At 70.3% G+C, this 22,963-nt stretch carries 20 protein-coding genes and 4 pseudogenes; 12 read left to right on the top strand and 12 right to left on the bottom strand.

Annotated features, from left to right (window positions below):
• Positions 1-83: 83 nt before the first annotated feature.
• Positions 84-494 (top strand): annotated as a pseudogene (locus EJ357_RS49775) (MFS transporter); the annotation flags it as partial.
• Here the strand turns inward: EJ357_RS49775 and EJ357_RS40130 are convergent.
• Entirely contained in the window at positions 471-1,427 is a 957-nt protein-coding gene (locus tag EJ357_RS40130) for an IS481 family transposase (protein WP_126396639.1), read from the bottom strand. The pseudogene EJ357_RS49775 and the gene EJ357_RS40130 overlap by 24 nt on opposite strands.
• 101 nt (positions 1,428-1,528) lie before the next feature.
• On the opposite strand from EJ357_RS40130, the pseudogene EJ357_RS40120 reads away from it, so the two are divergent.
• A pseudogene (locus tag EJ357_RS40120) lies at positions 1,529-2,440 on the top strand (MFS transporter); the annotation flags it as partial.
• Here EJ357_RS40120 and EJ357_RS40115 read toward each other — a convergent pair.
• A pseudogene (locus EJ357_RS40115) lies at positions 2,390-2,779 on the bottom strand (substrate-binding domain-containing protein); the annotation flags it as partial. The pseudogenes EJ357_RS40120 and EJ357_RS40115 overlap by 51 nt on opposite strands.
• Before the next feature lie 2 nt (positions 2,780-2,781).
• Between EJ357_RS40115 and EJ357_RS40110 the strand changes: the two are divergent.
• Both EJ357_RS40110 and EJ357_RS51005 read left to right on the top strand, forming a co-directional pair.
• A complete protein-coding gene (locus tag EJ357_RS40110; protein ID WP_228472754.1) occupies positions 2,782-3,198 on the top strand; it encodes a hypothetical protein in 417 nt (138 codons plus the stop codon).
• Positions 3,174-3,380, top strand: a pseudogene (locus tag EJ357_RS51005) (RICIN domain-containing protein); the annotation flags it as partial. The gene EJ357_RS40110 and the pseudogene EJ357_RS51005, both read left to right, overlap by 25 nt.
• Positions 3,381-3,386: 6 nt before the next feature.
• Here the strand turns inward: EJ357_RS51005 and EJ357_RS40105 are convergent.
• Positions 3,387-4,556: a PucR family transcriptional regulator gene (locus EJ357_RS40105; protein WP_126400665.1), complete on the bottom strand. Its 1,170-nt coding sequence runs from the start codon at positions 4,554-4,556 to the stop codon at positions 3,387-3,389.
• A 164-nt stretch (positions 4,557-4,720) separates the two neighbouring features.
• Here EJ357_RS40105 and EJ357_RS40100 point away from each other — a divergent pair, with 164 nt between their 5' ends.
• From EJ357_RS40100 to EJ357_RS40090, 4 genes are all read left to right on the top strand, one after another.
• A complete protein-coding gene (locus tag EJ357_RS40100) occupies positions 4,721-6,208 on the top strand; it encodes a long-chain-fatty-acid--CoA ligase (RefSeq protein ID WP_126396637.1) in 1,488 nt (495 codons plus the stop codon).
• Between the two features lie 313 nt (positions 6,209-6,521).
• A complete protein-coding gene (locus tag EJ357_RS40095; RefSeq protein ID WP_126396636.1) occupies positions 6,522-7,592 on the top strand; it encodes an aromatic ring-hydroxylating dioxygenase subunit alpha in 1,071 nt (356 codons plus the stop codon).
• Positions 7,589-7,759: a hypothetical protein gene (locus tag EJ357_RS48635; protein WP_175647689.1), complete on the top strand. Its 171-nt coding sequence runs from the start codon at positions 7,589-7,591 to the stop codon at positions 7,757-7,759. The genes EJ357_RS40095 and EJ357_RS48635 overlap by 4 nt, the downstream gene beginning before the upstream one ends.
• Positions 7,756-8,694 (top strand): PDR/VanB family oxidoreductase, encoded by a 939-nt coding sequence (locus EJ357_RS40090; protein ID WP_126396634.1) that lies wholly within the window; start codon positions 7,756-7,758, stop codon positions 8,692-8,694. Before EJ357_RS48635 ends, EJ357_RS40090 begins: the two co-directional genes overlap by 4 nt.
• Here EJ357_RS40090 and EJ357_RS40085 read toward each other — a convergent pair.
• The gene (locus EJ357_RS40085; protein ID WP_126396632.1) at positions 8,609-9,460 is read right to left on the bottom strand and encodes an IclR family transcriptional regulator domain-containing protein; all 852 of its coding nucleotides are present in this window, start codon (positions 9,458-9,460) and stop codon (positions 8,609-8,611) included. The two genes, EJ357_RS40090 and EJ357_RS40085, sit on opposite strands and share 86 nt — an antisense overlap.
• Positions 9,461-9,628: 168 nt before the next feature.
• Here EJ357_RS40085 and EJ357_RS40080 point away from each other — a divergent pair, with 168 nt between their 5' ends.
• Genes EJ357_RS40080 through EJ357_RS40065 form a run of 4 tightly spaced genes read left to right on the top strand, consistent with a single transcriptional unit; the run spans position 9,629 to position 13,018 of the window.
• Entirely contained in the window at positions 9,629-10,597 is a 969-nt protein-coding gene (locus tag EJ357_RS40080) for an ABC transporter substrate-binding protein (protein ID WP_126396630.1), read from the top strand.
• Between the two features lie 31 nt (positions 10,598-10,628).
• Positions 10,629-11,402, top strand: a complete 774-nt coding sequence (locus tag EJ357_RS40075) for an ABC transporter permease (protein WP_126396628.1) — start codon at positions 10,629-10,631, stop codon at positions 11,400-11,402.
• Positions 11,402-12,178, top strand: a complete 777-nt coding sequence (locus EJ357_RS40070) for an ABC transporter permease (protein ID WP_126400663.1) — start codon at positions 11,402-11,404, stop codon at positions 12,176-12,178. The genes EJ357_RS40075 and EJ357_RS40070 overlap by 1 nt, the downstream gene beginning before the upstream one ends.
• A 27-nt stretch (positions 12,179-12,205) precedes the next feature.
• Positions 12,206-13,018, top strand: coding sequence for an ABC transporter ATP-binding protein (locus EJ357_RS40065; RefSeq protein ID WP_175647688.1), 813 nt, complete (start codon positions 12,206-12,208; stop codon positions 13,016-13,018).
• On the opposite strand, the gene EJ357_RS40060 is transcribed toward EJ357_RS40065, so the two are convergent.
• From EJ357_RS40060 to EJ357_RS40025, 8 genes are all read right to left on the bottom strand, one after another.
• Positions 12,987-15,128 (bottom strand): discoidin domain-containing protein, encoded by a 2,142-nt coding sequence (locus EJ357_RS40060; protein WP_175647687.1) that lies wholly within the window; start codon positions 15,126-15,128, stop codon positions 12,987-12,989. The genes EJ357_RS40065 and EJ357_RS40060 overlap by 32 nt on opposite strands.
• 76 nt (positions 15,129-15,204) lie before the next feature.
• A complete protein-coding gene (locus EJ357_RS40055) occupies positions 15,205-16,794 on the bottom strand; it encodes a glycoside hydrolase family 13 protein (protein WP_126396624.1) in 1,590 nt (529 codons plus the stop codon).
• Between the two features lie 30 nt (positions 16,795-16,824).
• Positions 16,825-17,688, bottom strand: coding sequence for a carbohydrate ABC transporter permease (locus EJ357_RS40050; RefSeq protein ID WP_126396622.1), 864 nt, complete (start codon positions 17,686-17,688; stop codon positions 16,825-16,827).
• Positions 17,685-18,638: a carbohydrate ABC transporter permease gene (locus EJ357_RS40045; RefSeq protein WP_126396620.1), complete on the bottom strand. Its 954-nt coding sequence runs from the start codon at positions 18,636-18,638 to the stop codon at positions 17,685-17,687. Before EJ357_RS40045 ends, EJ357_RS40050 begins: the two co-directional genes overlap by 4 nt.
• A 5-nt stretch (positions 18,639-18,643) precedes the next feature.
• Positions 18,644-19,993 carry an ABC transporter substrate-binding protein gene (locus EJ357_RS40040; RefSeq protein ID WP_126396618.1) on the bottom strand — a complete coding sequence of 450 codons (1,350 nt, stop codon included), beginning with the start codon at positions 19,991-19,993 and terminating at the stop codon, positions 18,644-18,646.
• A gap of 131 nt (positions 19,994-20,124) precedes the next feature.
• A complete protein-coding gene (locus tag EJ357_RS40035; RefSeq protein WP_175647686.1) occupies positions 20,125-21,123 on the bottom strand; it encodes a LacI family DNA-binding transcriptional regulator in 999 nt (332 codons plus the stop codon).
• Positions 21,124-21,173: 50 nt separating this feature from the next.
• Positions 21,174-21,872 (bottom strand): GntR family transcriptional regulator, encoded by a 699-nt coding sequence (locus EJ357_RS40030; RefSeq protein WP_126396616.1) that lies wholly within the window; start codon positions 21,870-21,872, stop codon positions 21,174-21,176.
• Positions 21,873-21,925: 53 nt separating this feature from the next.
• On the bottom strand, positions 21,926-22,927 hold the full coding sequence (locus tag EJ357_RS40025) for a proline racemase family protein (protein WP_126396614.1): 1,002 nt from the start codon (positions 22,925-22,927) through the stop codon (positions 21,926-21,928).
• Between the last annotated feature and the right edge of the window lie 36 nt (positions 22,928-22,963).

The following is a 22,963-nucleotide window of genomic DNA, read 5'->3' as shown; positions in this document are numbered from 1 at the left end:
AGCACCAAACGTCAGGGAAGGGTCCGGTGGCGCTCGTGTGAAAGTCGCGGGTACGTGAGGTGTGCCGGGGCCGGTGTGCGGGGATGGTCGCGATCATGACAGAGACGACGCGCACGGTTTCCCCGCCGGCCTCCCGGCCCGTACGCCAGCTCCTCGCCGCCTCGGTCGGCAACGCCGTGGAGTGGTACGACTGGTACGCCTACACGTTCCTGGCCACCTATATCGCGGCCGAGGTCTTCCCGAAGAGCGCGGACAACTCCCTGGTGCCGCTGCTGTCGACGTTCGCGGTCTTCGCGGTGGGCTTCTTCATGCGGCCGGTCGGCGGGCTGCTCATGGGCGCCGTCGCCGACCGCCGCGGCCGGCGCGCCGCCCTGACGGTCACCATCCTGCTGATGGGCGGCAGCAGTCTGCTGGTCGGACTGACCCCGACCTACGAGACCGCGGGCGTCCTCGCTCCGGTGGTCCTGGTCCTAGCTGTATTGACCCGCAGCGTTGTTGACGCGGCTGATCGGTGGGTGGCCGCCGAGTGCGGTGTGGCAGCGATGGTGGTTGTAGGCGTGGAGGAAGTCTGCCAGGGCGTCGGTGCGTTCGGCGTTGCTGGTGTAGGGCCGCAGGTAGGCCCATTCGTCGAGCAGGGTGCGGTTGAAGCGTTCGACCTTGCCGTTGGTCTGCGGCCGGTAGGCGCGGGTCAGCTTGCCGGTGGCGCCGATCTGGGCGAGGGCCTGTTTCCAGGCCTGGCCCTTGCGGTAGGCCCAGGCGTTGTCGGTCAGTACCCGCTCGATGCGGGTGATGCCGTGCGTGTGGAAGAACGCGGCCGCGCGGGTGAGGAAGCCTGCGCAGGTGGCGACCTTCTCGTCGGGATGGATCTCGCTGTAGGCGAGGCGGGTGTGGTCGTCGACGGCGGAATGGATGTAGTCGAAGCCCATCCCGCCGCGGGTGGCCCGGCCGGCTCGGCGGCCGAGCGTCTTGTGACCGCCGCCGTCCGGGATCCGGCCGAGCTTCTTGACGTCGACGTGGACCAGCTCGCCGGGCCGGGCGCGTTCGTAGCGGCGGATGACCTGCCCGGTGGGCCGGTCCATGTGGGCCAGCCGGTTCAGGCCGTGCCGGGCCAGGATGCGGTGCACGGTCGAGGCGGGCAGGCCCAGGATCGGGCCGAGGCGGGCGGGACCGAGCTTGCGGTCCTGGCGCAGCCGGCATACCCGGGCTTCCACTGCGCCCGCGGTGCGGTGCGGTGTCCTCGCCGGCTTGCTGGAGCGGTCGTGCAGCCCCTGCTCGCCCTCGGATCGCCAGCGTCGGATCCACTTGTGGGCCGTGGGACGGGAGATGCCCATCTCCGCTGCGACATGCGCGACCGGGCGACCGGAGCGGACACGTTCGACGAGCAGCCGCCTGCCGTGAACGGTCAGACGGGCATTACGGTGGGACACGAAGACCTCCGTGCGGTGCAGTCCTAGACAGCTCCACCACACCGGAGGTCTTCGCCATGATCAAGCCCCGTCGGCGTTAACAACGCTCGTGATCAATACACCTAGCCCGTCTCCTCCAAGGCCTGTCGGTGGGCGGCGAGTTCGCGGCGTCGACGACCTTCCTGGTGGAGTCGGCGGGGCCAGGGCGGCGTGGGCTGTTCTCCAGCTTCCAGTACGTGTCCACGACCATCGGGCAGTTGGTCGCCTCCGGTATCGCGACGCTGCTGGTGGACACCTTGAGCGACGGGCAGATGAACGGCTGGGGCTGGCGGGTGCCGTTCGTGCTCGGCGCCGTCCTCAGTCTGGTCGGCTTCTGGATCCGGCAGGGCGCGGCGGAGACGAGGAGCACCGAGCAGCAACAGGCCCCGCGGCCAGGCCTGTTGGAGGCACTGCGCCGTCATCCTCGCCAGTCCCTGCTGATCTGCGGCATCACCGCGGGCGGCACGATCGCGTACTACACGTGGACGTCGTACCTGCCGACGTACGCCGAACTCAACGCGGGCATCGAGAAGTCCGACGCCCTGCTCGCGGGCACGATCTCGCTGGCCGTCTTCGCCCTGCTCCAGCCGCTGGGCGGCCTGCTCTCCGACCGGTTCGGCCGGCGCCCCCTGCTCCTCTTCTTCGGCCTGGGCTTCACCCTGCTCACCGTCCCGCTGCTGCACGCCCTGCGCGACTCGTTCACGGTGCTGCTGCTCGTGCAGTGCGCGGGCATGGTGCTGCTGACCGGGTTCACGTCGATCAGCGCGGCCGTGAACGCCGAGGTGTTCCCGCCCCGGGTGCGGGCGGCCGGCATCGGGTTCCCGTACTCGCTGACGGTCGCGATGTTCGGGGGTACGGCGCCGTACGTGGGCACGCTGTTCAAGGAACTGGGGCACGCGGACCTGTTCCCCTGGTACGTCGCCGTTCTCTGCCTCGGCTCGTCGCTGGTGTATCTGCGCCTTCCCGAGACGGCGCACAAGACGCTCGAACGATGACCTCACCGTGGTCAGGTTGAAGCAGCTCAGGCGGGACAGCGTGTCGTCGTCGTAGCCGGCCACGGACACCTCGCCGGGGACGGCCACTCCGGCGCGCTGGAAAGCGGCGAGGACGCCGATGGCGCACTGGTCGTTGTGGGCGGCCACAGCCGTGGGGAGGTCGCCGGAGTCGAGGAGCCGGCGGGCGGCTCGCTCGCCGGCTGCCTCGGTGTTGTCTCCGCGCAGGACCCTGATGTGCGCGTCGAGCCCGTGCCGGCGCATGGCCGTGCGGTACCCGCGGAGCCGGTCCGTGGCGATCACGCCCTTGCCGCCGTCGACGTAGGCGATCGCCCGGTGGCCCCATGACGCCGAGCAGCCGGGTGCGCCTGCTGGCGAGCATGCCGGCGGTGCGGTCCCACTGGTGGCCGAGGTCGGCGGCGGCCATCAAGGGGCTGGGCCCGCTGGTGTTCCACGCCGCCGCGAAGGACGCGACGCTGTGCCCCGGCGCCGACATCCGCGGCGTCCTGGACACGTCGTTCACCCGTGTGCCGACCGACGTCGGCGGCAAGGTCCCGACCGGTTACGGCTTCTGGTGCAACGTCTGGCCCGAGAACCCGGCATGGAAGTTCGTCGCCGTCGGCCTCGGCAACGACGTGCCGTTCTGGACCGAGTTCCTGCGGGCCCTCGCCGAGATCGACCCGGACGTGGCCGTGAACATCGAGCACGAGGACGCCGCCTACGGCCCCGTTCCCGCGACGTCCCCTCCGGCTCCGACCTGAGGCAATGGACCTGGGACACCTCCCCCAACCTGCAGTCGCAGGCGGTCGGCCTCGGCAACGGCTACTACAAGCTGGTCAACCGCACCAACGGCATGGTCGCCGACGGCTGGGGCGTCACGACCGACGGGGCCACGGCCCGCCAGGCCGATCGGAACGCCGGCACCGACCAGCAGGGGCGACTGCCAACGTCACTGCGTGACGTCACTCGATGCCCCGCCCGCCCGCCGCACGACCAGCACCGCCGCGCCGATGTCCGCCACCGCTCGCGGATCGGACAGGGAGCGGTCGGTCAGCTCCTCGACGCGGCGCAGCCGGTAGCGGACGGTGTTGGGGTGGACGAAGAGGTTCCGTGCCGCGTCCGTGGCGGAGCCGGCGGCGGCGTACCAGTGCTCCAGGGTTTCCAGGAGACGGGAACGCTCTGCGGCCGGGAGGTCGAGCAGGGGCTGGAGGACCACCTCCACGAGGTGCGCCGCCTCGGCGGGGGCCGCGGCGACGACCATGGCCAGCGGGTTGTCGTCGAACCGCGCGACGCCGGGGCCGGTGCCCTGGAGGCCGGCCAGCGCCAGGCGGGCGAAGCGCAGGGCCTGGGGGGTGTCCCGCAGTGAGTGGAAGCACGGGCTGACACCTACGCGGGCGCCCGCCCGGCGCAGGATGCGCAGGCAGGTGCTCTCCGCCGTCGCCGTGGGCACGGCGGCCAGACCGATCTGCTGGTCGGGCAGCAGTCGCCAGGCGAAGTGGACCTGGGCCTGACGCAGCGCCGCTTCCGTCCCCGCCAGCGGCTCCTCGCCGGGCGCGTCGGCCGCCGCCACGGCGACCACGTAGGGCCCGCGGTCGGGCAGCCCCAGCTCGCGGGCGGCCTCCCACAGCGTGCGGTCGGCGATGACGCCGGCGAACAGCGCCTCCACCAGTGCCGAGCGGCGTGCCTGACGCCGCGAGGTCAGTTCGGCGGTGGTCTCCCGATAGGCCGCCGCGACCGCCTCCGCGTAGCGGCCGAACAGGGCCCAGATCTCCGCCGACTGGGAGACCAACTGGGCGTCGGTGACCTCGGGGCGGTTGCGTGCCTCGGCGAGGATGTCCGTCCACAGGAGCTCGAAGCCGATCCGGTACGCGTGCAGGGTGTCCGCCAGCGGCACGCCCTGCTCGGCGCGGATGCGGCCGGTCTCCCGGGCCGGGCTCGGGTCCTGTGCGCCCGCGCGGCCGAGCTGGTCCAGGAGCAGGTCCGCGTTGGCGGTGCACGAGCGGCGCAGCGAGTCGAAGGGGATCAGCGTCTCGTCCTTGTAGGCGTCGACGTCCGAGCGGATGCGCTGCGCCATCCGCTCGCCCAGTTCCGGCAGCCTCGCATGCAGCGCCGAGACCACCCCTGAGAGGTTCATTCCCGCAGCGTAACGCCCCTGTTTTGTTCTCGGGAACAATCAGGGAGGGCAGACGCTGTCGTACCGCACATAGGCCGTCGCCACGGACATCTGCACGATGTCGTCAGCGTGAACGGCGGATTTCGACGGCGACTTTCGTGGAGGCGGTCATGGCCAATCTGGCTCAGTTCCTGGTGGAGACGGCACGGCGGCAGCCGGATCGCCCCGCGCTGCGGCTGGGGGGCCAGGTCACCAGCTACGCGGAGCTCGACGAGCGCAGCGCCCGGGCCGCAGCGCTGCTGCGGGCCGAGGGTGTACGGCCGGGAGACCGGGTCGCTCTGATGCTGCCCAACGTTCCCGAGTTCGTCGTCCTGTACTACGGCGTGCTGCGCGCCGGAGCGGTCGTCGTGCCGATGAACCCGCTGCTGAAGACCCGGGAGACCGAGTACCACCTGCGCGACTCGGGCGCGCAGATGCTCTTCGAGTGGCACCAGGCGCCGGGCGAGGGTGCGCAGGGTGCGGCCGCCGCGGGGGTGCGGCACGTGGCCGTCGAGCCGGACGCCTTCGCGGGCCTGCTGGCCGGTCACGAGCCGCTGGCGGAGGTGAGCGAGCCGGACAGCGAGGACGTGGCCGTGCTGCTGTACACCTCCGGCACCACCGGCCGCCCCAAGGGCGCCACGCTCACCCACGCCGGACTGCGGCACAACACCGAGGTCAACACGGTCCATGTGCAGCGGGTGACGGCGGACGACGTGGTCGTGGGCTGTCTGCCGCTGTTCCACATCTTCGGCCAGATCTGCACGATGAGCGTGACCGTCCGCGCCGGTGCCTCGCTGACCCTGATCCCTCGCTTCGACCCGCAGACCGTGCTGGACGCGATCGCCCGCGACCGGGCGACGATCTTCGAGGGTGTACCGACCATGTACGCGGCGCTGCTCCAGCACCCGTCGGAGGCGGACGTGTCCACGCTGCGCATGTGCGTCTCCGGCGGGGCCTCGCTTCCGGTGGAGGTCCTGCACGGCTTCGAGCGGCGCTTCGGGTGCGTGGTGCTGGAGGGCTTCGGCATGTCCGAGACGAGTCCGGTGGTCACCTTCAACCACCCCGACCGGCCGCGCAAGGCCGGGTCCATCGGCACCCCGATCAAGGACGTGGAGGTGCGGCTCCTCGACGACAAGGGCCAGGACGTGGCTCCCGGCGAGATCGGCGAACTGGCCGTGCGCGGGCCCAACGTGATGAAGGGGTACTGGAACCGCCCGGAGGAGACGGCGGCCACCATCCAGGACGGCTGGCTGCGCAGCGGCGACCTCGCGCGCCAGGACGAGGACGGCTACCTGTACATCGTCGACCGCAAGAAGGACATGATCATTCGCGGCGGCTACAACGTCTACCCGCGCGAGATCGAGGAGGTGCTCCACGAGCACCCGGCCGTCGCGCTGGCCGCGGTGGTGGGCGTTGCCGACGCGCATCTGGGCGAGGAGATCGCGGCCGCGGTGGTGCTGCGCCCCGGTGCCGTGGCCACGCCCGACGAGCTCCAGCTGTTCGTCAAGGAGCGGGTGGCGGCGTACAAGTACCCGCGCGAGGTATGGCTCGTGGACACGCTGCCGACCGGCCCCAGCGGCAAGATTCTCAAGAGGGAGATCAGCGCGCCGGCGGGGTGAGGTCGCTGTGGTCGAGCCGGCCCGGTGAGGAGTGGTGACGCCGACGCGTGACCGGTCCTCGCCGGCTCCCGGCCGACGGCGGCACCGATAGGTGCAGTGCGTGCTGACCGAATGGGCCCAGCACCTGGCAGGGACGGAGTTCGCCGACGCCGGACAGACCCGCGTCGCCCCCGACTACGCCCTGACCAGCCCGTTCACGGAACACCTTCCGCCTGACGGAAGCCACCTTGCCGAGCGACCCCGTGCGTCACGACCCTGATTCCAACCACGGCACGCGGGGCGACGACGCCCCGCCGACAGGGACGGGAACGCCATGCCGCACACGACTGCCTTCGCCAGGAACCAGTGGTACGTCGCCGCCTACAGCCATGAGGTCGGGCGCGAGCTGCTCGGCCGGACGATCCTCGGTGAGACGCTCGTCCTCTACCGCACCGAGGAGGAGGGGACGCCGGTCGTCCTGCACGACCGCTGTGTGCACCGGCGCTACCCGCTGTCCGAGGCCCCGACCCGTCTCGACGGCGACCGGATCGTGTGTGGCTACCACGGGTTCACGTACGACACGACGGGGGCGTGTGTGTACGTGCCGGGGCAGAAGCGTGTTCCGCGCACGGCGCGCGTCGCCTCGTACCCCGTCGTCGAGCAGGACTCCCTGATCTGGGTGTGGATCGGTGACCCGGCGCTCGCCGACCCGCAGGGCATCCCGCGGGCCAGGCACCTCGACTCCCCCGGCTGGGTCACCGTGCGCGGCATGGAGCCCATCGACTGCGACTACGGCCTCCTCGTGGACAACCTCCTCGACCTGTCCCACGAGACCTACCTGCACGGTGGCTACATCGGCACCCCCGAGGTCGCCGAGACGCCGATCACCACCGAGGTCGACGAGGGCGCCGGGATCGTGCGGGTGAGCCGGCACATGGACGACGCCGAGTGCCCGCCGTTCTACGCCAAGTCGACCGGCATCGAGGGCCGCATCACCCGCTGGCAGGACATCGAGTACCACGCCCCGTGCCTGTACCTGCTGCACAGCCGCGTCGCTCCGGTCGGCGTGGTGCCCGAGGCGGACGGCAGCGACCCGAACGGCTTCCACACCGAGGTCACGTACGCCATCACGCCGTCCGGCGACGGCAAGGTGTACGACTTCTGGGCGGTCTCCCGGGACTGGGCGACGGACGACGAGGAGGTCACCGAGTTCCTGCGCGGCAACAACCACACGGTCGTGATGCAGGACGTCACCGCCCTCAATCTGCTCCAGAAGACCCTCGGCACCGAGCGTCACGGCTACCAGGAGCTGAGCATCAACATCGACACCGGCGGTCTGGCCGCCCGCCGTATCCTCGCCCGGCTGGTCGAGGAGGGCGCGAAGCCGATGGAGAAGGTCCAGTGACCAGTCCCACGGGCGAGATCTACCGCATCGACTGGCTGCCGGGCACCGACGTCCTGCACGGCACCTGTCACTGCGGCCGCGAGCACACCGCGCAGGACCCGGTGGAGATGTGGGAGTGGATGCTCTCCCACCCGCAAGGACACGAGCCGCGAGGAACCAGCTCATGAGTGACGTGTACGAAGCCGAACTCGTCGTCGACAGCAGGGAGTTCGCGGCCGACGGCGTGCTCGCCCTCACCCTGCGCCACCCGCTGGGCGAGCCGCTCCCGGCCTGGGAGCCCGGCGCCCACGTCGACGTCGTGCTGGGGCCGGGCCTGGAGCGGCAGTACTCGCTGTGCGGCGATCCGGCCGACCGGACGCGGTGGCGCATCGCCGTTCTGCGGGAACCGGACGGGCGCGGCGGCTCCGCCCATGTGCACGAGCAGGTGGGGCAGGGCGCCAAGGTCCGGGTGCGCGGTCCGCGCAATCACTTCCGGCTGGAGCCCTCGCCTCGTTACCTCTTCATCGCCGGCGGCATCGGCATCACCCCGATCCTGCCGATGCTGGCCGCGGCGGAGGCGGCGGGCGCCGAGTGGACGCTGCTCTACGGCGGGCGTACGCGCGGATCCATGGCGTTCACCGAGGAGTTGGGGCCGTACGGCGAACGCGTGGAGATCTCGCCGCAGGACGAGTCCGGGCTGCTGGACCTCGCCTCGGTCCTCGACGACGTACCCGACGGCACGCTCGTCTACTGCTGCGGTCCCGGTCCACTGCTGGACGCCGTCGAGGAGCGGTGTCCGTCCGGGGTGCTGCACGTCGAGCGGTTCCAGGCGAAGGACCAACCCGTCGGTGAGGACGGGGAGTTCGAGGTCGAGCTGGCGCAGAGCGGGCTGACGCTCACCGTCGCGCCCGGTGTCTCCCTGCTGGACACGGTGCGCGCGGCCGGTGTCGAGGTGCTCTACTCCTGCACCGAGGGCACCTGCGGGACCTGCGAGACCGACGTGCTCGACGGCACCCCGGACCACCGGGACTCGGTACTCACGAAGGAGGAGCAGGAGAGCGGCGAGACGATGATGATCTGCGTGTCCCGCTGCCGGGGGAAGCGACTGGTCCTGGATTTGTGATCCGCAGGTCGGCCTCGATCCGGGCGACGGTCGCCAGCAGATGCGGCAGCAGGTCCCGGCGCACGGAGTCGAGGGAGTTGCGGCCCGCGTGCACGGCGATGTTGACTGCGGCCACCACCTCGCCGCCCCGGTCCCGCACCGGGGCGGCGACCGACCTCAGCCCCTCCTCCAGCTCCTGGTCGACGACGGCGTAGCCCTGCCGGCGGACACGGCGCAGTTCCGCCCGCAGCGCGTCCGGCGAGGTGACGGTCCGCTCGGTCAGGGGTTTCAACTCGGTCTGGGCGAGCCGGACTTCGATCTCCTCGTCCGGCCGATGGGCGATGATCACCCGGCCCACCGACGTCACGTACGCCGGGAAGCGGGTGCCGACCGTGATGGCCGCGGTCATGATGCGGCGGGTCGGGACCCGGGCGACGTACACGATGTCGTCGCCGTCGAGGACGCACAGCGACGACGACTCCCGTACCTGCGCGACGAGTTGCTCCAGATGCGGTTCGGCGATCTGGGGCAGTGTGTAGCTGGAGAGGTAGGAGTAGCCGAGTTCCAGCACGCGCGGGGTGAGACGGAAGAGGCGGCCGTCCTGGTGGACGTAGCCGAGGTCCGCGAGGGTCAGCAGCAGGCGACGGGCGGCGGCGCGGGTCAGGTCGCAGGTGTGGGCGACCTCGCTGAGCGTGCGGGCGGGATGTTCGGCGTCGAAGGAGCGGATGACGGCGAGACCGCGCTCGAAGGACTTCACGAAGTGCGGTGCGCGGGCTTCGGCGGACATCGCCACCTCCAGAAGTGTCAACAATGTTGTCGGTGAACCCTTGATGAACCCATTGACCGGACTCGTTCGAGGCTTCTACCTTCCCGCTGAGCAACCTTGCGCACTACTGTGCGCCTTGCGCACAACCTGTCGGAACACCGTTGCACCGTTGTCTGTACAGGAGGAGCCATGCGTCGTCTGCCCGCCGGTCTCACCGCCGGCGCCCTGCTGTTCGTCGCGACGGCCTGTGGCTCGTCCGACGGCGGATCACCGGACCCGGGCGCGTCGTCCGGTGGAATCACCACCGTCAAGCTCGGGCTCATCCCCATCGTCGATGTCGCGCCGCTGTACCTCGGCCAGAAGAAGGGCTTCTTCGAGAAGCAGGGCCTGAAGCTGGAGTTCACCACCGCGCAGGGCGGTGCGGCGATCGTGCCGGGAGTGGTGAGCGGGCAGTTCCAGTTCGGGTTCAGCAATGTGACGTCCCTGATGGTGGCTCAGACCAACGGCGTCCCCGTGAAGGCCGTGGCCAACGGCATCGCCTCGACCGGCGTGCGGGGCAAGGACTTCAACGGCCTGATGGTCAAGAAGGACAGCCCCGTCAAGTCGGCGAAGCAGTTGGAGGGCAAGAAGGTCGCCATCAACACGCTGAAGAACATCAACGAGACCGCGGTCCGCCAGGCGGTGCGGGTGGCGGGCGGCGACCCGGACAAGGTGACCCTCGTCGAGATGGCCTTCGACCAGATGCCCGCCGCCCTCGACCAGGGCCAGATCGACGCCGCGTGCGTGGTCGAGCCGGCGACCGCCACCATCCGCAGCCAGGGCGGCCGGGAGATCGCCTCGCCGCTGATCGACATCGCGCCGGAGCTCACCGTCGCGATGTACTTCACCTCGACGCAGTACGCGCGGCAGAACCCGGACGTGGTCAAGAAGTTCCAGGACGCCACCGCCGAGTCCCTCGCGTACGCCGAGGCCCATCCGGACGAGGCACGGCAGATCGTCACGACGTACACCAAGATCCCGGCGAACGTGCTGGACCAGGTGACCCTGCCCCAGTGGCCGGCCGAGGCGAACCGCTCGTCCATCGAGGCCCTGATGAAGCTCGGCGAGGAGGACGGCCTCTTCAAGAAGACGCCCGACCTGGACGCGCTGCTGCCGTGAGGGACGCAACCGGCGTGAGGGATGTGAACACGTGAGGGGCGCGAACGTCGCACTGGGGGCGGCCGGGCTCGCGGCCTTCCTCGCCCTGGGCGAGGCGGTGCCGCGGCTCGGCCTGGTCAAGGAGGCCTACTTCCCGCCGACGAGCCGTATCGCCGAAGCGCTCGCGGACGAGGTCGCCGACGCCGCCTTCTGGACCGCGCTCGGCGACACCCTCACCGGCTGGGCGCTGGGCCTGGCGATCGCGTCCTGCGCGGGCATCGTGGTGGGAGTGCTCGTCTCCGTCGTGCCGTACCTGCGCGAGCTGACGGCCTCGACCATCGAGTTCCTGCGCCCGATCCCGTCGGTGGCGCTGATCCCGCTGGCGGTGCTGCTCTACGGCACCGAACTGAAGTCGGTGCTCCTCCTGGTCGTCTACGCCTCCTTCTGGCAGGTGCTGATCCAGACCCTGTACGGCGTCCAGGACGTCGACCCGGTCGCCGAGGAGACGGCCCGCAGTTACGGCCTCGGCACCTGGGCGCGTGTGCGCCATGTGCTGTGGCCGACGGCCCTGCCGTATGTCATGACGGGTGTGCGGCTCGCCGCGGCGGTGGCGTTGATCCTCGCGATCACCGCCGAACTCGTCATCGGGGCGCCGGGGTTGGGTCAGCAGATCGCGGTGGCGCAGACCTCGCAGGCGGTGCCGGAGATGTACGCGCTCGTCGTCGTCGCGGGCCTGCTGGGGCTGCTCATCAACGTCGGCGCACGTACGGTGGAGCGGCGGGCGCTGGCCTGGCACCAGTCGGTGCGCGGGGAGGTGGCGGTGTGATCGGGCGCTTGCTGGCGCGCGTGTTCTTCGCGGTCGCGCTGCCCGTTGTGCTGGTCGCCGGGTGGTGGGCGGCGTCGGACGGCAGCACGGACCCCTTCTGGCCGCCACTGCGGACGATCCTCGACACCTTCCCGGACGTCTGGACGGCCGACCGGCTGCGCACGGACGTCGTGCCGAGCCTCCTGCGACTGCTGGGCGGCTTTGCGACGGCCGCCGTGGTCGGCGTGGCGCTCGGCACGGTCATCGGCTCCTACCGCGGCGTCCGCGCGGTGTGCGAACCGGTCCTGGAGTTCCTGCGGGCCGTGCCACCGCCCGTACTCGTCCCGGTCATCATGCTGTTCGCCGGCATCGGCGACACCATGAAGATCGTCGTGATCGCGAGCGGCTGCGTGTGGCCGATCCTGCTCAACACCGTGGAGGGCGTGCGCGCGGTCGACTCGGTGATGCTGGAGACGGCCCGCTCGTACGGCGTCACGGGGATCGCCCGGCTGCGCCATCTGGTGCTGCGCTCCGCGAGCCCGCAGATCTTCGCCGGGCTGCGCCAGGCGCTGTCCATCGGCATCATCCTCATGGTCATCAGCGAGATGTTCGCCGCCAACAACGGCATCGGCTTCACCGTCGTCCAGTTCCAGCGCAGTTTCGCGATCCCCGACATGTGGACCGGGATCCTGGTCCTCGGACTGCTCGGCTTCGTGTTCTCCGTCGTCTTCCGACTGGTCGAGCGCCGGGTGCTCGGCTGGTACCACGGTCTGCGCGCGACCACCCGGCGGTCCTGAGTGACGAGCATCGTGAAGGGGCGGTCCATGCTCGACGTACGCGGCCTGCAGAAGGTCTACGAGGGGTCCGGACGGCGCGTGGAGGCCGTACGCGACCTCACCTTCACCGTCGACGCCGGCGAACTGGTCTGTCTCGTCGGCCCCTCGGGCTGCGGCAAGACGACCCTGCTGAAGTGCATGGGCGGTCTGCTCGCGCCGACGAGCGGCGAAGTGCTGCTGGAGGGGCGCAAGGTGAGCGGCCCGCCGCCCGGGATGGCCTTCGTGTTCCAGGAGTACGGGCGCAGCCTGTTTCCCTGGATGCGGGTCGGTGAGAACGTCGAACTTCCGCTCAGGCAGAAGAACCTGGGCAAGGCGCGGCGTCGTGAGCTGGTGCGGGACGCGCTGGAGTCGGTGGGGCTCGCGGACGCCGTGGGGGCGTATCCGTGGCAGCTGTCCGGCGGTATGCAGCAGCGGGTCGCCATCGCCCGGGCGCTGGCCTACGAGCCCCGTGTGCTGCTGATGGACGAGCCGTTCGCGGCGGTGGACGCGCAGACGCGGGCCGATCTGGAGGACCTCGTCCGGGGGCTCTGGCGCGAGCGCGGCATCACCATCCTGTTCGTCACCCATGACATCGACGAGGCCGTCTACCTGGGCGAGCGGGTGATCGTGCTGTCCGCCTCCCCCACCGTCGTGCAGGAGCAGCTGAAGGTCGAACTGCCCGTCGAGCGCGACCAGTTGCACACCCGAGTGGATCCGCGCTTCGCCGAGCTGCGCACCCATGTGTACGCGCAGATCCAGGCGGCGAAGCGCGGGGTTGCGACGGACGCCGTCACGAAGTCGGATACGCCTCCACCTCGCTGAACTGTCCCGCCGGCCAGCCGGTGTTGGCGCTGACGGACAGCCGCAGATACCGCAGGTTCGTGCCGTCGGGAAGGGCGACGGTGGCCGTGTTGCCGGTGGCCGGGTCGAAGCGGTAGCCGGTGGCGCCGACGACCGTCGAGTAGGTCGAGCCGTCGGTGCTGCCCAGCACGGTGACGGTCTGGGTGCGCGCGCCCCAGGCCGAGGACGGGGGCAGCTTCAGCACCAGTCGGCGGACCGCCCCGGGCGAGCCGAGGTCGACCGTCCAGGACTGCGGGAAGGCGTTGTTGGCAGACTCCCAGTAGGTGTTCGCGTCGCCGTCGACCGCCTTGCCCGGCGTGTAGACGTCCTGTGAGCCGGTGGCCGTGGCGGGGCGGCCCTTGGCCAGGTTGCGGTTCGGATCCGGGTCCGGGTTGCCCTGACCGGGCTGCGGCCAGGTCGAGCAGTCCGACCAGGTGCTGCTCCATCCGGAGTTGCCGCCGCCGTCGGTGAGGGTGAAGCTGCCGGAGCCGGACGGGTAGGGGCAGTTGTAGACGCCCGCCGCGCCGACGCCGGTCGCGGTGACGTTGCGGAAGGTGGCGGCGCCCTGGGTCTCGGCCTGGACGACGACCGTGCCGGTGTCGCGCACGGTCGCGCCGTCGACGGTGATGTTCTTCGCCGCGAAGCCGCGCCCGCTGCCCGAGACGAACTCGAAGGCGCTGTACGGGCTGTCCGTGATGGTGGTGTTGGTGATGCGGACGTTCGCCTCGATGGGGCTGTCGTAGGAGTCGACGCGCAGGGCGCCCATCGGGTGGTTCCAGTTGGGGTTCATGGCGCCGGTGCGGACGAGCGTGTTGCCGTCGACCGTGATGGTGCCGGACAGCGGGTGGAAGGGGTCGAGGAACTTCTGGTTGGAGATCGCGATGCCGCTGCCGAGGGCGTTGGTGTCGGAGATCAGGTTGTCCTTGACGGTGATGTCGGTGCCGCCGTAGATCGCGATGCCGTTGGCGAGGTTCGGCTGGGTGATCGTGTTGTTCTCGAAGCTGCTGTTCGTGTCCGGTGCGTACAGCGACCACATGGCGAGGGCGTCGTCACCCTGGTTGCGCAGGAAGTTGTGGCGGACGCGGACGCCTCGGGCGTTGCCGTTGAGGTTGAGGCCGTCGGCGGTCATGTCGAGGAAGCGGTTGTTCTCGACGACGAGGTTGTCGTTGTTGCCCATCAGCCAGAGGCCGACCTTGAGGTGCTGGAGCCACATGCCGGAGACCGAACTGTTCGGTCCCAGCGAGCCGTTGACGAAGTTGTCGGGGTTGGAGTCGACCCGTTCGGTGACCTCGCCGATGACCGCGAAGTCCTTGATGTGGACGCCTCCGGAGGAGCTGGACTGGTCGATGAAGCGCGAGGTGCGCACGATCGAGTGCCAGCTGCCCGCGCCCTGGAGGGTGACGTTCTGGACGCCGCTCAGGGAGGACGTCAGCCTGTACTCGCCCGGCGGAATCCACACCACCCCGCCCTGCGCGGCGGCGATGGCGTCCCGGAACGCCTGGGTGGAGTCGCCCTGCCCGCTGGGGTCGGCGCCCTTCGACGTCACCGACACCGACCCGGCGGGCTGCCCGGCCGCGCCGGCGACCTGCTCGAAGTCGGCCACGTCGACCGTGACTTCGGCGTTGGCGGCTTCCAGGGCCACCTTGTCGCCCGCCTGCACGTTCTGGCCGAGCAACAGACGGGCGTTGTCGTAGAAGTGGTGGGTCTTGGCGCCGGGGATCCAGCCGGTGTCGACGTACGAGTACTTGGAGGTGACGGGGATGGTCCTGGCGAGCTTGGTTCCGTTGACGTACACGTTCAGCGTGCCGGTCTGGCCGTCGGGGACGCTGTAGGCGACGTTGAGGGCGTTGGCCGCGCGCGGCGCGGTGAACTCGACGCGCCGGCCTGCGGCGAGACGGACGGCCTGACGTCCGGAGGCCTCCGAGGCGAGGGTGCCCTGGGTGTGGTCGGGGCCGATCTTCGTGCCGGTGGTGGCGGCGGACTCGGCCTCGACCGAGGTGAAGGGGAGGGTGGCCCCGGCGGCCGCGTGGGAGGTGGGGGCCGTGGCGGTGAGCAGGCCGGCGGCCAGGGCGACAGTGAGCGAGGTTGGCATGATCCTGACAGATCTGCGCGGGTACTGCATGGCGGATCCCTTCGTGGTGGGGGTACGGGGACAGCGGGCCGCGGTCTCAGGCGCGCAGCCAGACCGCGGTGTCCTTCGGCAGCCGCCCGTCGGTGTCCAACGAGCCACTGGCCACGAGGATTTCGGTGTGGGCGGGCAGCTCGGCGGGGGTGGCCGCGAGGTTCACCACACAGGTGACACCCGGTGCGCGGGTGAAGGCGAGCACGCCGTCGGGTGCGGGCAGCCAGGTGAGCGGGCCGCCTGCGAACACCGGCCGGAGCGCGATCGCGCGGCGGTAGAGGGCGAGCATCGACGTGGGGTCCGCGGCCTGACGGTCGGCCGCGTACGCGGCCCAGTCGACGGGCTGTGGCAGCCACGGCTCCTCACGCGAGCCGAAGCCCGCGTGGGGTGCGTCGGCCGCCCACGGCAACGGCACGCGGCAGCCGTCCCGGCCCGGGTCGGTCCCCCCGGAGCGGGCGTGCATCGGATCCTGGACGCGGTCGAGCGGGATGTCGGCCTCGGGCAGGCCGAGCTCCTCGCCCTGGTAGACGTAGACGGCTCCGGGCAGGGCCAGCGACAGCAGAGCGGCCGCCCGGGCCCGGCGGGTGCCGAGCGCGAGATCGGTCGGGGTGCCGAAGGCCTTGGTGGCGAAGTCGAAGCCGGTGTCGGCACGGCCGTAGCGGGTGACGGTGCGGGTCACGTCGTGGTTGCACAGGACCCAGGTCGCCGGAGCGCCGACCGGCGCGTGCTCGGCGAGCGTCTCGTCGATGGCCGCGCGCAGCCGCGCGGCGTCCCAAGGGCAGGTCATGAACGAGAAGTTGAATGCGGTGTGGAGTTCGTCGGGGCGCAGATAGCGGGCGAAGCGTTCGGTGTCGGGGAGCCAGACCTCGCCGACGAAGACGCCGCCGTACTCGTCGGCGATCGCGCGCCAGGAGCGGTAGATGTCGTGGAGTTCGTCGCGGTCGATGTACGGGTGGGGGTCTTGGCCCTCGGTGAAGTCCGGCAGGCGGGGATCCTTGGCGAGGAGGGCGGCGGAGTCGATGCGGACGCCGGCGACACCTCGGTCGAACCAGAAGCGCAGGATGTCCTCGTGTTCCCGTCGGACGGCCGGGTGGGCCCAGTCGAGGTCGGGCTGTTCGGGGGCGAACAGGTGCAGGTACCAGGTGCCGTCGGGCAGCCTGGTCCAGGCCGGGCCGCCGAACTGGGAGCGCCAGTCGTTGGGCGGGAGGGCGCCGCGGCCCGTACGGAAGTGGAACAGGTCCCGTTCCGGGCCGCCCTCGATCGCCGCCCGGAACCAGGGGTGCTGGTCCGAGACATGGTTCGGCACGATGTCGACGATGGTGCGGATGCCGAGTCCGTGCGCCTCGGCGATGAGCTTCTCCGCCTCGGCCAGCGTGCCGAAGGCCGGATCGATCGCACGGTAGTCGGCGACGTCGTAGCCGCCGTCCTTCATCGGTGAGACGTACCAGGGCGTGAACCAGAGCGCGTCCACGCCGAGTTCGGCGAGGTACGGCAGCCGGGCACGGACACCCGCGAGGTCCCCGGTGCCGTCGCCGTCGCCGTCCGCGAAGCTGCGGACGTACACCTGATAGATGACGGCGTCACGCCACCAGTCCTGCGCTTCGCGCGGCTTGCGGGCATGGGTGGGCTGTCCCACGGTGGGTGCCTTTCTGTCGGAGGGGCGGCGTCAGCCCTTCGAGCCGCCCGCACTGATGCCGGCGATGATGTGCCGCTGGAACACCAGGAACATCGCGACCATGGGAATGCTGGCGATCACCATCGCGGCGATGAGCACGGTGAGCTGGATGTTCTGCGACAGCTGCACGAGGGCCACGCTGATCGGCTGCTTGTCGGTGTCGGAGAAGACCATCAGCGGCCACAGGAAGTCCTGCCAGACGGCGACCAGCGCGAAGATCGACACGACGCCGAGCACCGGCCGGGACATGGGCAGCACGATCGACCACAGGGTGCGCAGCCGGCCCGCCCCGTCGATCTCGGCGGCCTCCAGCACATCGCGCGGGATCTGGTCGAAGAAGCGCTTCAGCAGGTAGAGGTTGAAGGCGTTGGCGACGGCCGGGAGCCAGATGGCGAGGGGGTCGTTGAGCAGGCCCAGGTCCGCCACGGTCAGGTACTTGGGCACCACCAGCGCCTGCGCCGGAACCATGAGGGTGGCGAGGATCCCGCCGAGGACCACCTTGCCGAAGGCGGGCCGCAGCTTGGACAGGGCGTAGGCGGCGGCCGTGCAGAACACGAGCTGGAACGCCCAGGCGCCGGTCGCCTGGACCACCGTGTTCCACAGGTGGGTGGGCAACTGCATCAGGTCCCAGGCGTCGGTGTACCCGCTGAGGTGCCATGTCTGCGGTACGAGGGTGGGGGGCGTCCGCGCCACTTCGTCCGGGGACTTCGTCGCACCGGTCACCATCCAGTAGACCGGGAACAGGAAGGCGAGCGCGAAGAGCACGACGACCCCGGTGAAGACGGCCCAGTAGACGGCCTTCCCGCGCGGGCGGGCCAGCACGGCCGGGGAGACGAGGGTGCGGGTGGCGCTCATACGTCCCCCTCGGAGCGGGTCAGCCTCAGGTACGCGGCGGAGAACAGGCCGAGCAGCGCGAGGAGCAGCACGCTGAGCGCGCAGGCGCCGCCGAAGTCGTTGTAGAGGAAGGCGTACTTGTAGATGAGGTAGAGGACGGTGACCGTGGCGTTCTCCGGCCCGCCGCCGGTGATCACGAACGGCTCGGTGAAGACCTGCATGGTGGCGATGATCTGAAGGAGCATCAGCATCAGGATCACGAAGCGGGTCTGCGGGATCGTCACATGGCGGACTCGTTGCAGCAGGTTCGCGCCGTCGAGTTCGGCTGCCTCGTACAGCTCCCCCGGGATGGACTGGAGCGCCGCCAGGTAGATCAGGACGGTGCCGCCCAGGTTGGCCCAGGTGGCGACGACGACGAGGGAGACCAGGGCCGTGTCGGCGCCGTTGGACCAGTTCGACGTGGGCAGGTGCAGGAACCGCAGCGCCTCGTTGGCGAGGCCGGTTCCGGGGTCATAGAACCACTTCCACAGCAGGGCGCTGACCACCGGCGGGATCATCACCGGCAGGTAGACGACGACCCGGAAGAACGCCTTGGCATGCCTCAACTCGTTGAGGACCAGGGCGAGTACGAAGGGGATCGCGAAGCCGATCAGCAGGGCGAGCAGGGTGAAGGCGAGGGTGTTGCGCCAGGCGGCGGCGAACTCCGGGTCGGCGAAGACGCGGGTGAAGTTGGCGGTGCCGACCCACTGCGGGTCGCTGCCGGGCGTGTACTTCTGGAAGGCGATCACGACCGCGCGGATCGCCGGGTACCAGGAGAAGAGCGCGAAGCAGACGAGTCCGCCGAGGAGGAAGCCGTAGGCACGGGCCTGGTCGGCGAGGCGGCGCCGCCTCCGGTCCCCTGCCGGGGGCGGCGCCTGCATCGGCCGGACCACGACTTTCGCGACGGTCCGTCGCTGAGCCGTCCTGGTCATGGCCGTCAGCCCCGGGCCAGAATGCCGTCGATCTTCCCGGACGCGTCCTTGAGGAGCTGGTCGATGTCAGCGTCCTCCTTGGTGAGGACGGCGGAGACGACACCGTCGAGGACGGAGTAGATCTGCTGGGCGCTCGGCGGCTCGATCTTCATGTCGAGGCTCTGGTTTCCGTCGAGGAAGGCCTGGTAGTTCTCCACCGGGACGTTGGCGTTGGCCTTCTTGACCTGCTGGTCCTTGGCATCGGCGGCTCCGGCGAACAGACGGGGTTCGGGCAGTCCGACGGGGGCGTCGTTCTTCTTGGCGCGCGCGTAGTCGCCGAGGAAGCCGTCACCGGGGGTGAGGAACATGTGGTCGAGCCACTTCAGGGCGGCGCGGATCTGCTCGGGGCTCGCCTTCTTGTTGACCATGTAGCCGTCGCCGCCGATGAGCGTGCCCTGGCCGCCGGGCATGGGGGCGAGGGCGAGGTCCTTGTAGTCGCCGCCCTTCTCCTTGACGAGGATCGGGATGTTGTCGGGCGCGGCGAGGTACATGCCGAGCTTGCCGGCGCCCATCATCTGCTGGACGTCGTTGATGACGAGCAGTTGCTTGCTGCCCATCGAGTCGTCCGTCCAGCGCATGTCGTGCAGGTTCCGCAGCACGGCGCGGCCCTCGGGGGTGTCGACGGTGGCTTTCTCGCCGTCCGCGCTCACCACGTCCCCGCCCTGCGAGTAGAGCTCGGCGGTGAAGTGCCAACCGCCCTGGTTCTGGGCGCTGTAGTCGGCGTAGCCGACGGTACCGCCTCCCAGGCCGGCGATCTTCTTGGCGGCGGCGCGGACTTCCTCCCAGGTGGCCGGGGGCTGTTCGGGGTCGAGGCCCGCCCGCTCGAAGAGCTTCTTGTTGTAGATCAGGCCCATCGAGTAGCCGGTACGCGGGATGCCGTAGACCTTGCCGTCGACGGTGTAGATGTCCCGCAGCTGCCGCTGGATGGTGTCGTAGCTCTTCAACTCCTTGACGTACGGCGTGAGATCGGCGGCCTGGTTGATCTCCACGACATGCCTGGCATCCGTGAAGTAGGTGTAGAAGACGTCCTCCATCTGCCCGCCGGCGAGCTTCGCGTCGAAGGTCTTGGGGTCCTGGCAGGGGAACGCGTCATGGGCCACGACGTCGATGTCCGGGTTCTGCCTCTCGAAGGAGGCGATGTCCTGCTCGAAGAACCCGCGGTCGACCTCGGCGCTCTTGGGCGGCATGCAGTTGACCGTGATACGGGTCTTGCCGCTCGCCGAATCGTCGCCGTCCGACCCGCAGGCGGAGGCGGCCAGGGCGAGGGAGCAGACGCTCAGCGCGGCAAGGGTGCGGCGGAACCCGGTGCTTCTCATCGGTGGACCCCTCTGGGCAGGAGCGGTGGGCGCCGCACACTCAAGCACCGGCGACATCCATTCGCAAGATGTCGCGTGCGATTTGAAATTTTTTGACAGGAGAACGGATCTAGATAGCGGGAGGTCGGCTATCAGGGACGAGGTGCCTGTGCCGTGGAACCGCGCACCACCAGTTCCGGCTCGAAGAGCAGCTCCTCGGCGGGTACGGCGTTGCCCGCGATCTGCGCGTTCAGCAGCTCCACGGCCGCCCTGCCCATGGCCTCGATGGGCTGACGGACGGTGGTGAGCGCAGGCTCCGTGCAGTTCATGAAAGCCGAGTCGTCGTACCCGACCACGGAGATCTCCGACGGGACGCCAAGTCCCTTGCGGCGGGCGGCCCTGATCGCCCCGAGCGCGAGCGGGTCGCTGGCGCAGATGATGCCGGTCACGCCCCGGTCGATCAGCCGGGAGGCGGCCGCGTGACCGCCCTCGATCGAGAAGATGGCCCGCGCCACGCGCTCCTCGGGCAGCTCCCCGGCGAAGGCCCGGGCGGCGGCGAGCTTGCGCGCCGACGGCACGTGGTCGGCCGGCCCGAGCACGAGCCCGATGCGCTCGTGGCCCAGCGAGGCCAGATGCCGCCACGCCTGTTCGACGGCCACGGCGTCGTCGCAGGACACACCCGGGAAGCCCAGGTGTTCGATGGCCGCGTTGACCAGCACCACCGGGATGTTGCGGTCGGCGAGCTCCTTGTAGTGGTCGTGCGGCGCGTCGGCCTGGGCGTACAGCCCGCCGGCGAAGACGACGCCGGAGACCTGCTGTTGCAGCAGCAGCGCGACGTAGTCGGCCTCGGAGACACCGCCCTTGGTCTGTGTGCACAGCACCGGGGTCAGTCCGTGCTGGGCGAGCGCTCCGCCGATCACCTCGGCGAACGCCGGGAAGATCGGGTTCTGCAGCTCCGGCAGCACGAGGCCGACGAGGCGGGCGCGTTCACCGCGCAGCTGCGTGGGCCGCTCGTAGCCGAGGACGTCCAGGGCGGACAGCACCGCCTGCCGGGTCGCCTCGGAGACGCCGGGCTTGTCGTTGAGCACCCGGCTGACCGTGGCCTCGCTGACCCCGACCTTCTTCGCCACCTCGGCAAGTCGTCGCGTCATGTACGCAAGAATAGCGCAAGCAACGCAAGCGGCTTGCGTTGCGGTGGCACCTACTTCTTCGCCGCCCAGAGACCGCGAACGTGCCCGAGGTGACGGGTCATGACCTCGCGTACGGCCTGCTCGTCGCGGGCGATCAGCGCGTCGAGGAGTTCGAGGTGCTCCTCGGCGGAGGCCAGCAGCCGGCCGGCCTCGACGAGCGCGGTCAGGCCGTAGAGGCGGGAGCGCTTGCGGAGGTCGCCGACGACCTCGACGAGATGGGCGTTGCCGGCGAGGGCGAGCAGGCCGAGGTGGAAGCGGGTGTCCGCCTCGACGTACGCGATGAGGTCACCGGAGACGGCGGCCTGGACGATCTCCCGGGCGGCGGGGCGCAGCGCCTCCAGGGAGACCTTGTCGGCGGTCCTGGCCAGCTCCACCACCGTGGGGATCTCGATGAGCGCCCGGATGTGCTTGTACTCGTCGAGCTGCTTCTCGGAGACCGCGGTGACCCTGAACCCCTTGTTGGGAACGGTGTCGACCAGGCCCTCCTTGACGAGGTCCAGCATGGCCTCGCGCACCGGGGTGGCCGAGACGCCGAAGCGGGCGGCGAGCGTGGGCGCGGAGTACACCTCGCCCGGGAGCAGTTCGCCTGCGATCAGCGCGGCCCGCAGGGCGTCGGCGACCCGCTCCCGGTAGCTGCTCTTCTTGCCGCCCAGGGTGGGCAGCGCCGGGGCAGCTGGGGCGGGCGGGGCGCCGGTGCGCTGGGCGGCCATGAGTCTCCTCGTTGTGCAATGTCACGCGGTACGCGCCTCATTATCCTCGACGCTCAGAGCACGAACCCGGCCGGGAACGGGTCCGACGGGTCGAGCAGGTACTGCGCGGTGCCGGTGATCCACGCGCGGCCGGTGAAGCTCGGCAGGACCGCCGGTCGGCCGGCGACTTCAGTGGTGCCCAGGAGCCGCCCGGTGAACCGTGTCCCGATGAAGGACTCGTTCACGAACTCTGTGTGCGTGGGGAGTTCGCCGCGTGCGTGCAGCTGCGCCATCCGCGCGCTGGTGCCCGTGCCGCAGGGTGAGCGGTCGAACCAGCCGGGGTGGATCGCCATGGCGTGCCGGGAGTGCCGGGCGGTGGCGCCGGGGGCGACCAGGTGGACGTGGTGGCAGCCGCGGATGGACGGGTCCTCGGGATGGACGGGCTCCTCCTCGGCGTTGATCGCCGCCATGAGGGAGAGTCCGGCCTTGAGGATGTCGTCCTTGCGGGAGCGGTCGAAGGGCAGCCCGAACTCCTCCAGCGGCAGGATGGCGTAGAAGTTGCCGCCGTACGCCATGTCGTATGTCACCGTGCGCCCGTCGGCCAGGGCGATCTTGCGGTCGAGGGCCACGGAGAAGGACGGCACGTTCTGCAGGGTGACCGCCTTCGCGGCGCCGTTCTCCACCGCCACCTCGGCGACGACCAGGCCCGCCGGGGTGTCGAGCCGGATCGTGGTGACCGGCTCGACGACCTCGACCATGCCGGTCTCGACGAGCACCGTCGCGACACCGATGGTGCCGTGCCCGCACATCGGCAGATAGCCGGAGACCTCGATGTAGAGCACGCCCCAGTCGCAGTCCGGGCGGGTGGGAGGCTGGAGGATGGCCCCGCTCATCGCCGAGTGGCCGCGCGGCTCGTTCATCAGGAGCTGCTTGATGTCGTCGCGGTGCTCACGGAAGTACAGGCGCCGCTCGTTCATGGTCGCGCCGGGGATCGTGCCGATGCCGCCGGTGACGACCCGGGTGGGCATGCCCTCGGTGTGCGAGTCGACGGCCTGCAGGACGAGTTTGCTGCGCACGGTCCAGTCTCCTTTGCGGTGACGCGAGTTGCTGTG

It is taken from the genome of Streptomyces cyaneochromogenes (assembly GCF_003963535.1).
GTDB classification, from domain to species: domain Bacteria; phylum Actinomycetota; class Actinomycetes; order Streptomycetales; family Streptomycetaceae; genus Streptomyces; species Streptomyces shaanxiensis.
This window is presented reverse-complemented; position numbering and strand designations above follow the sequence as displayed.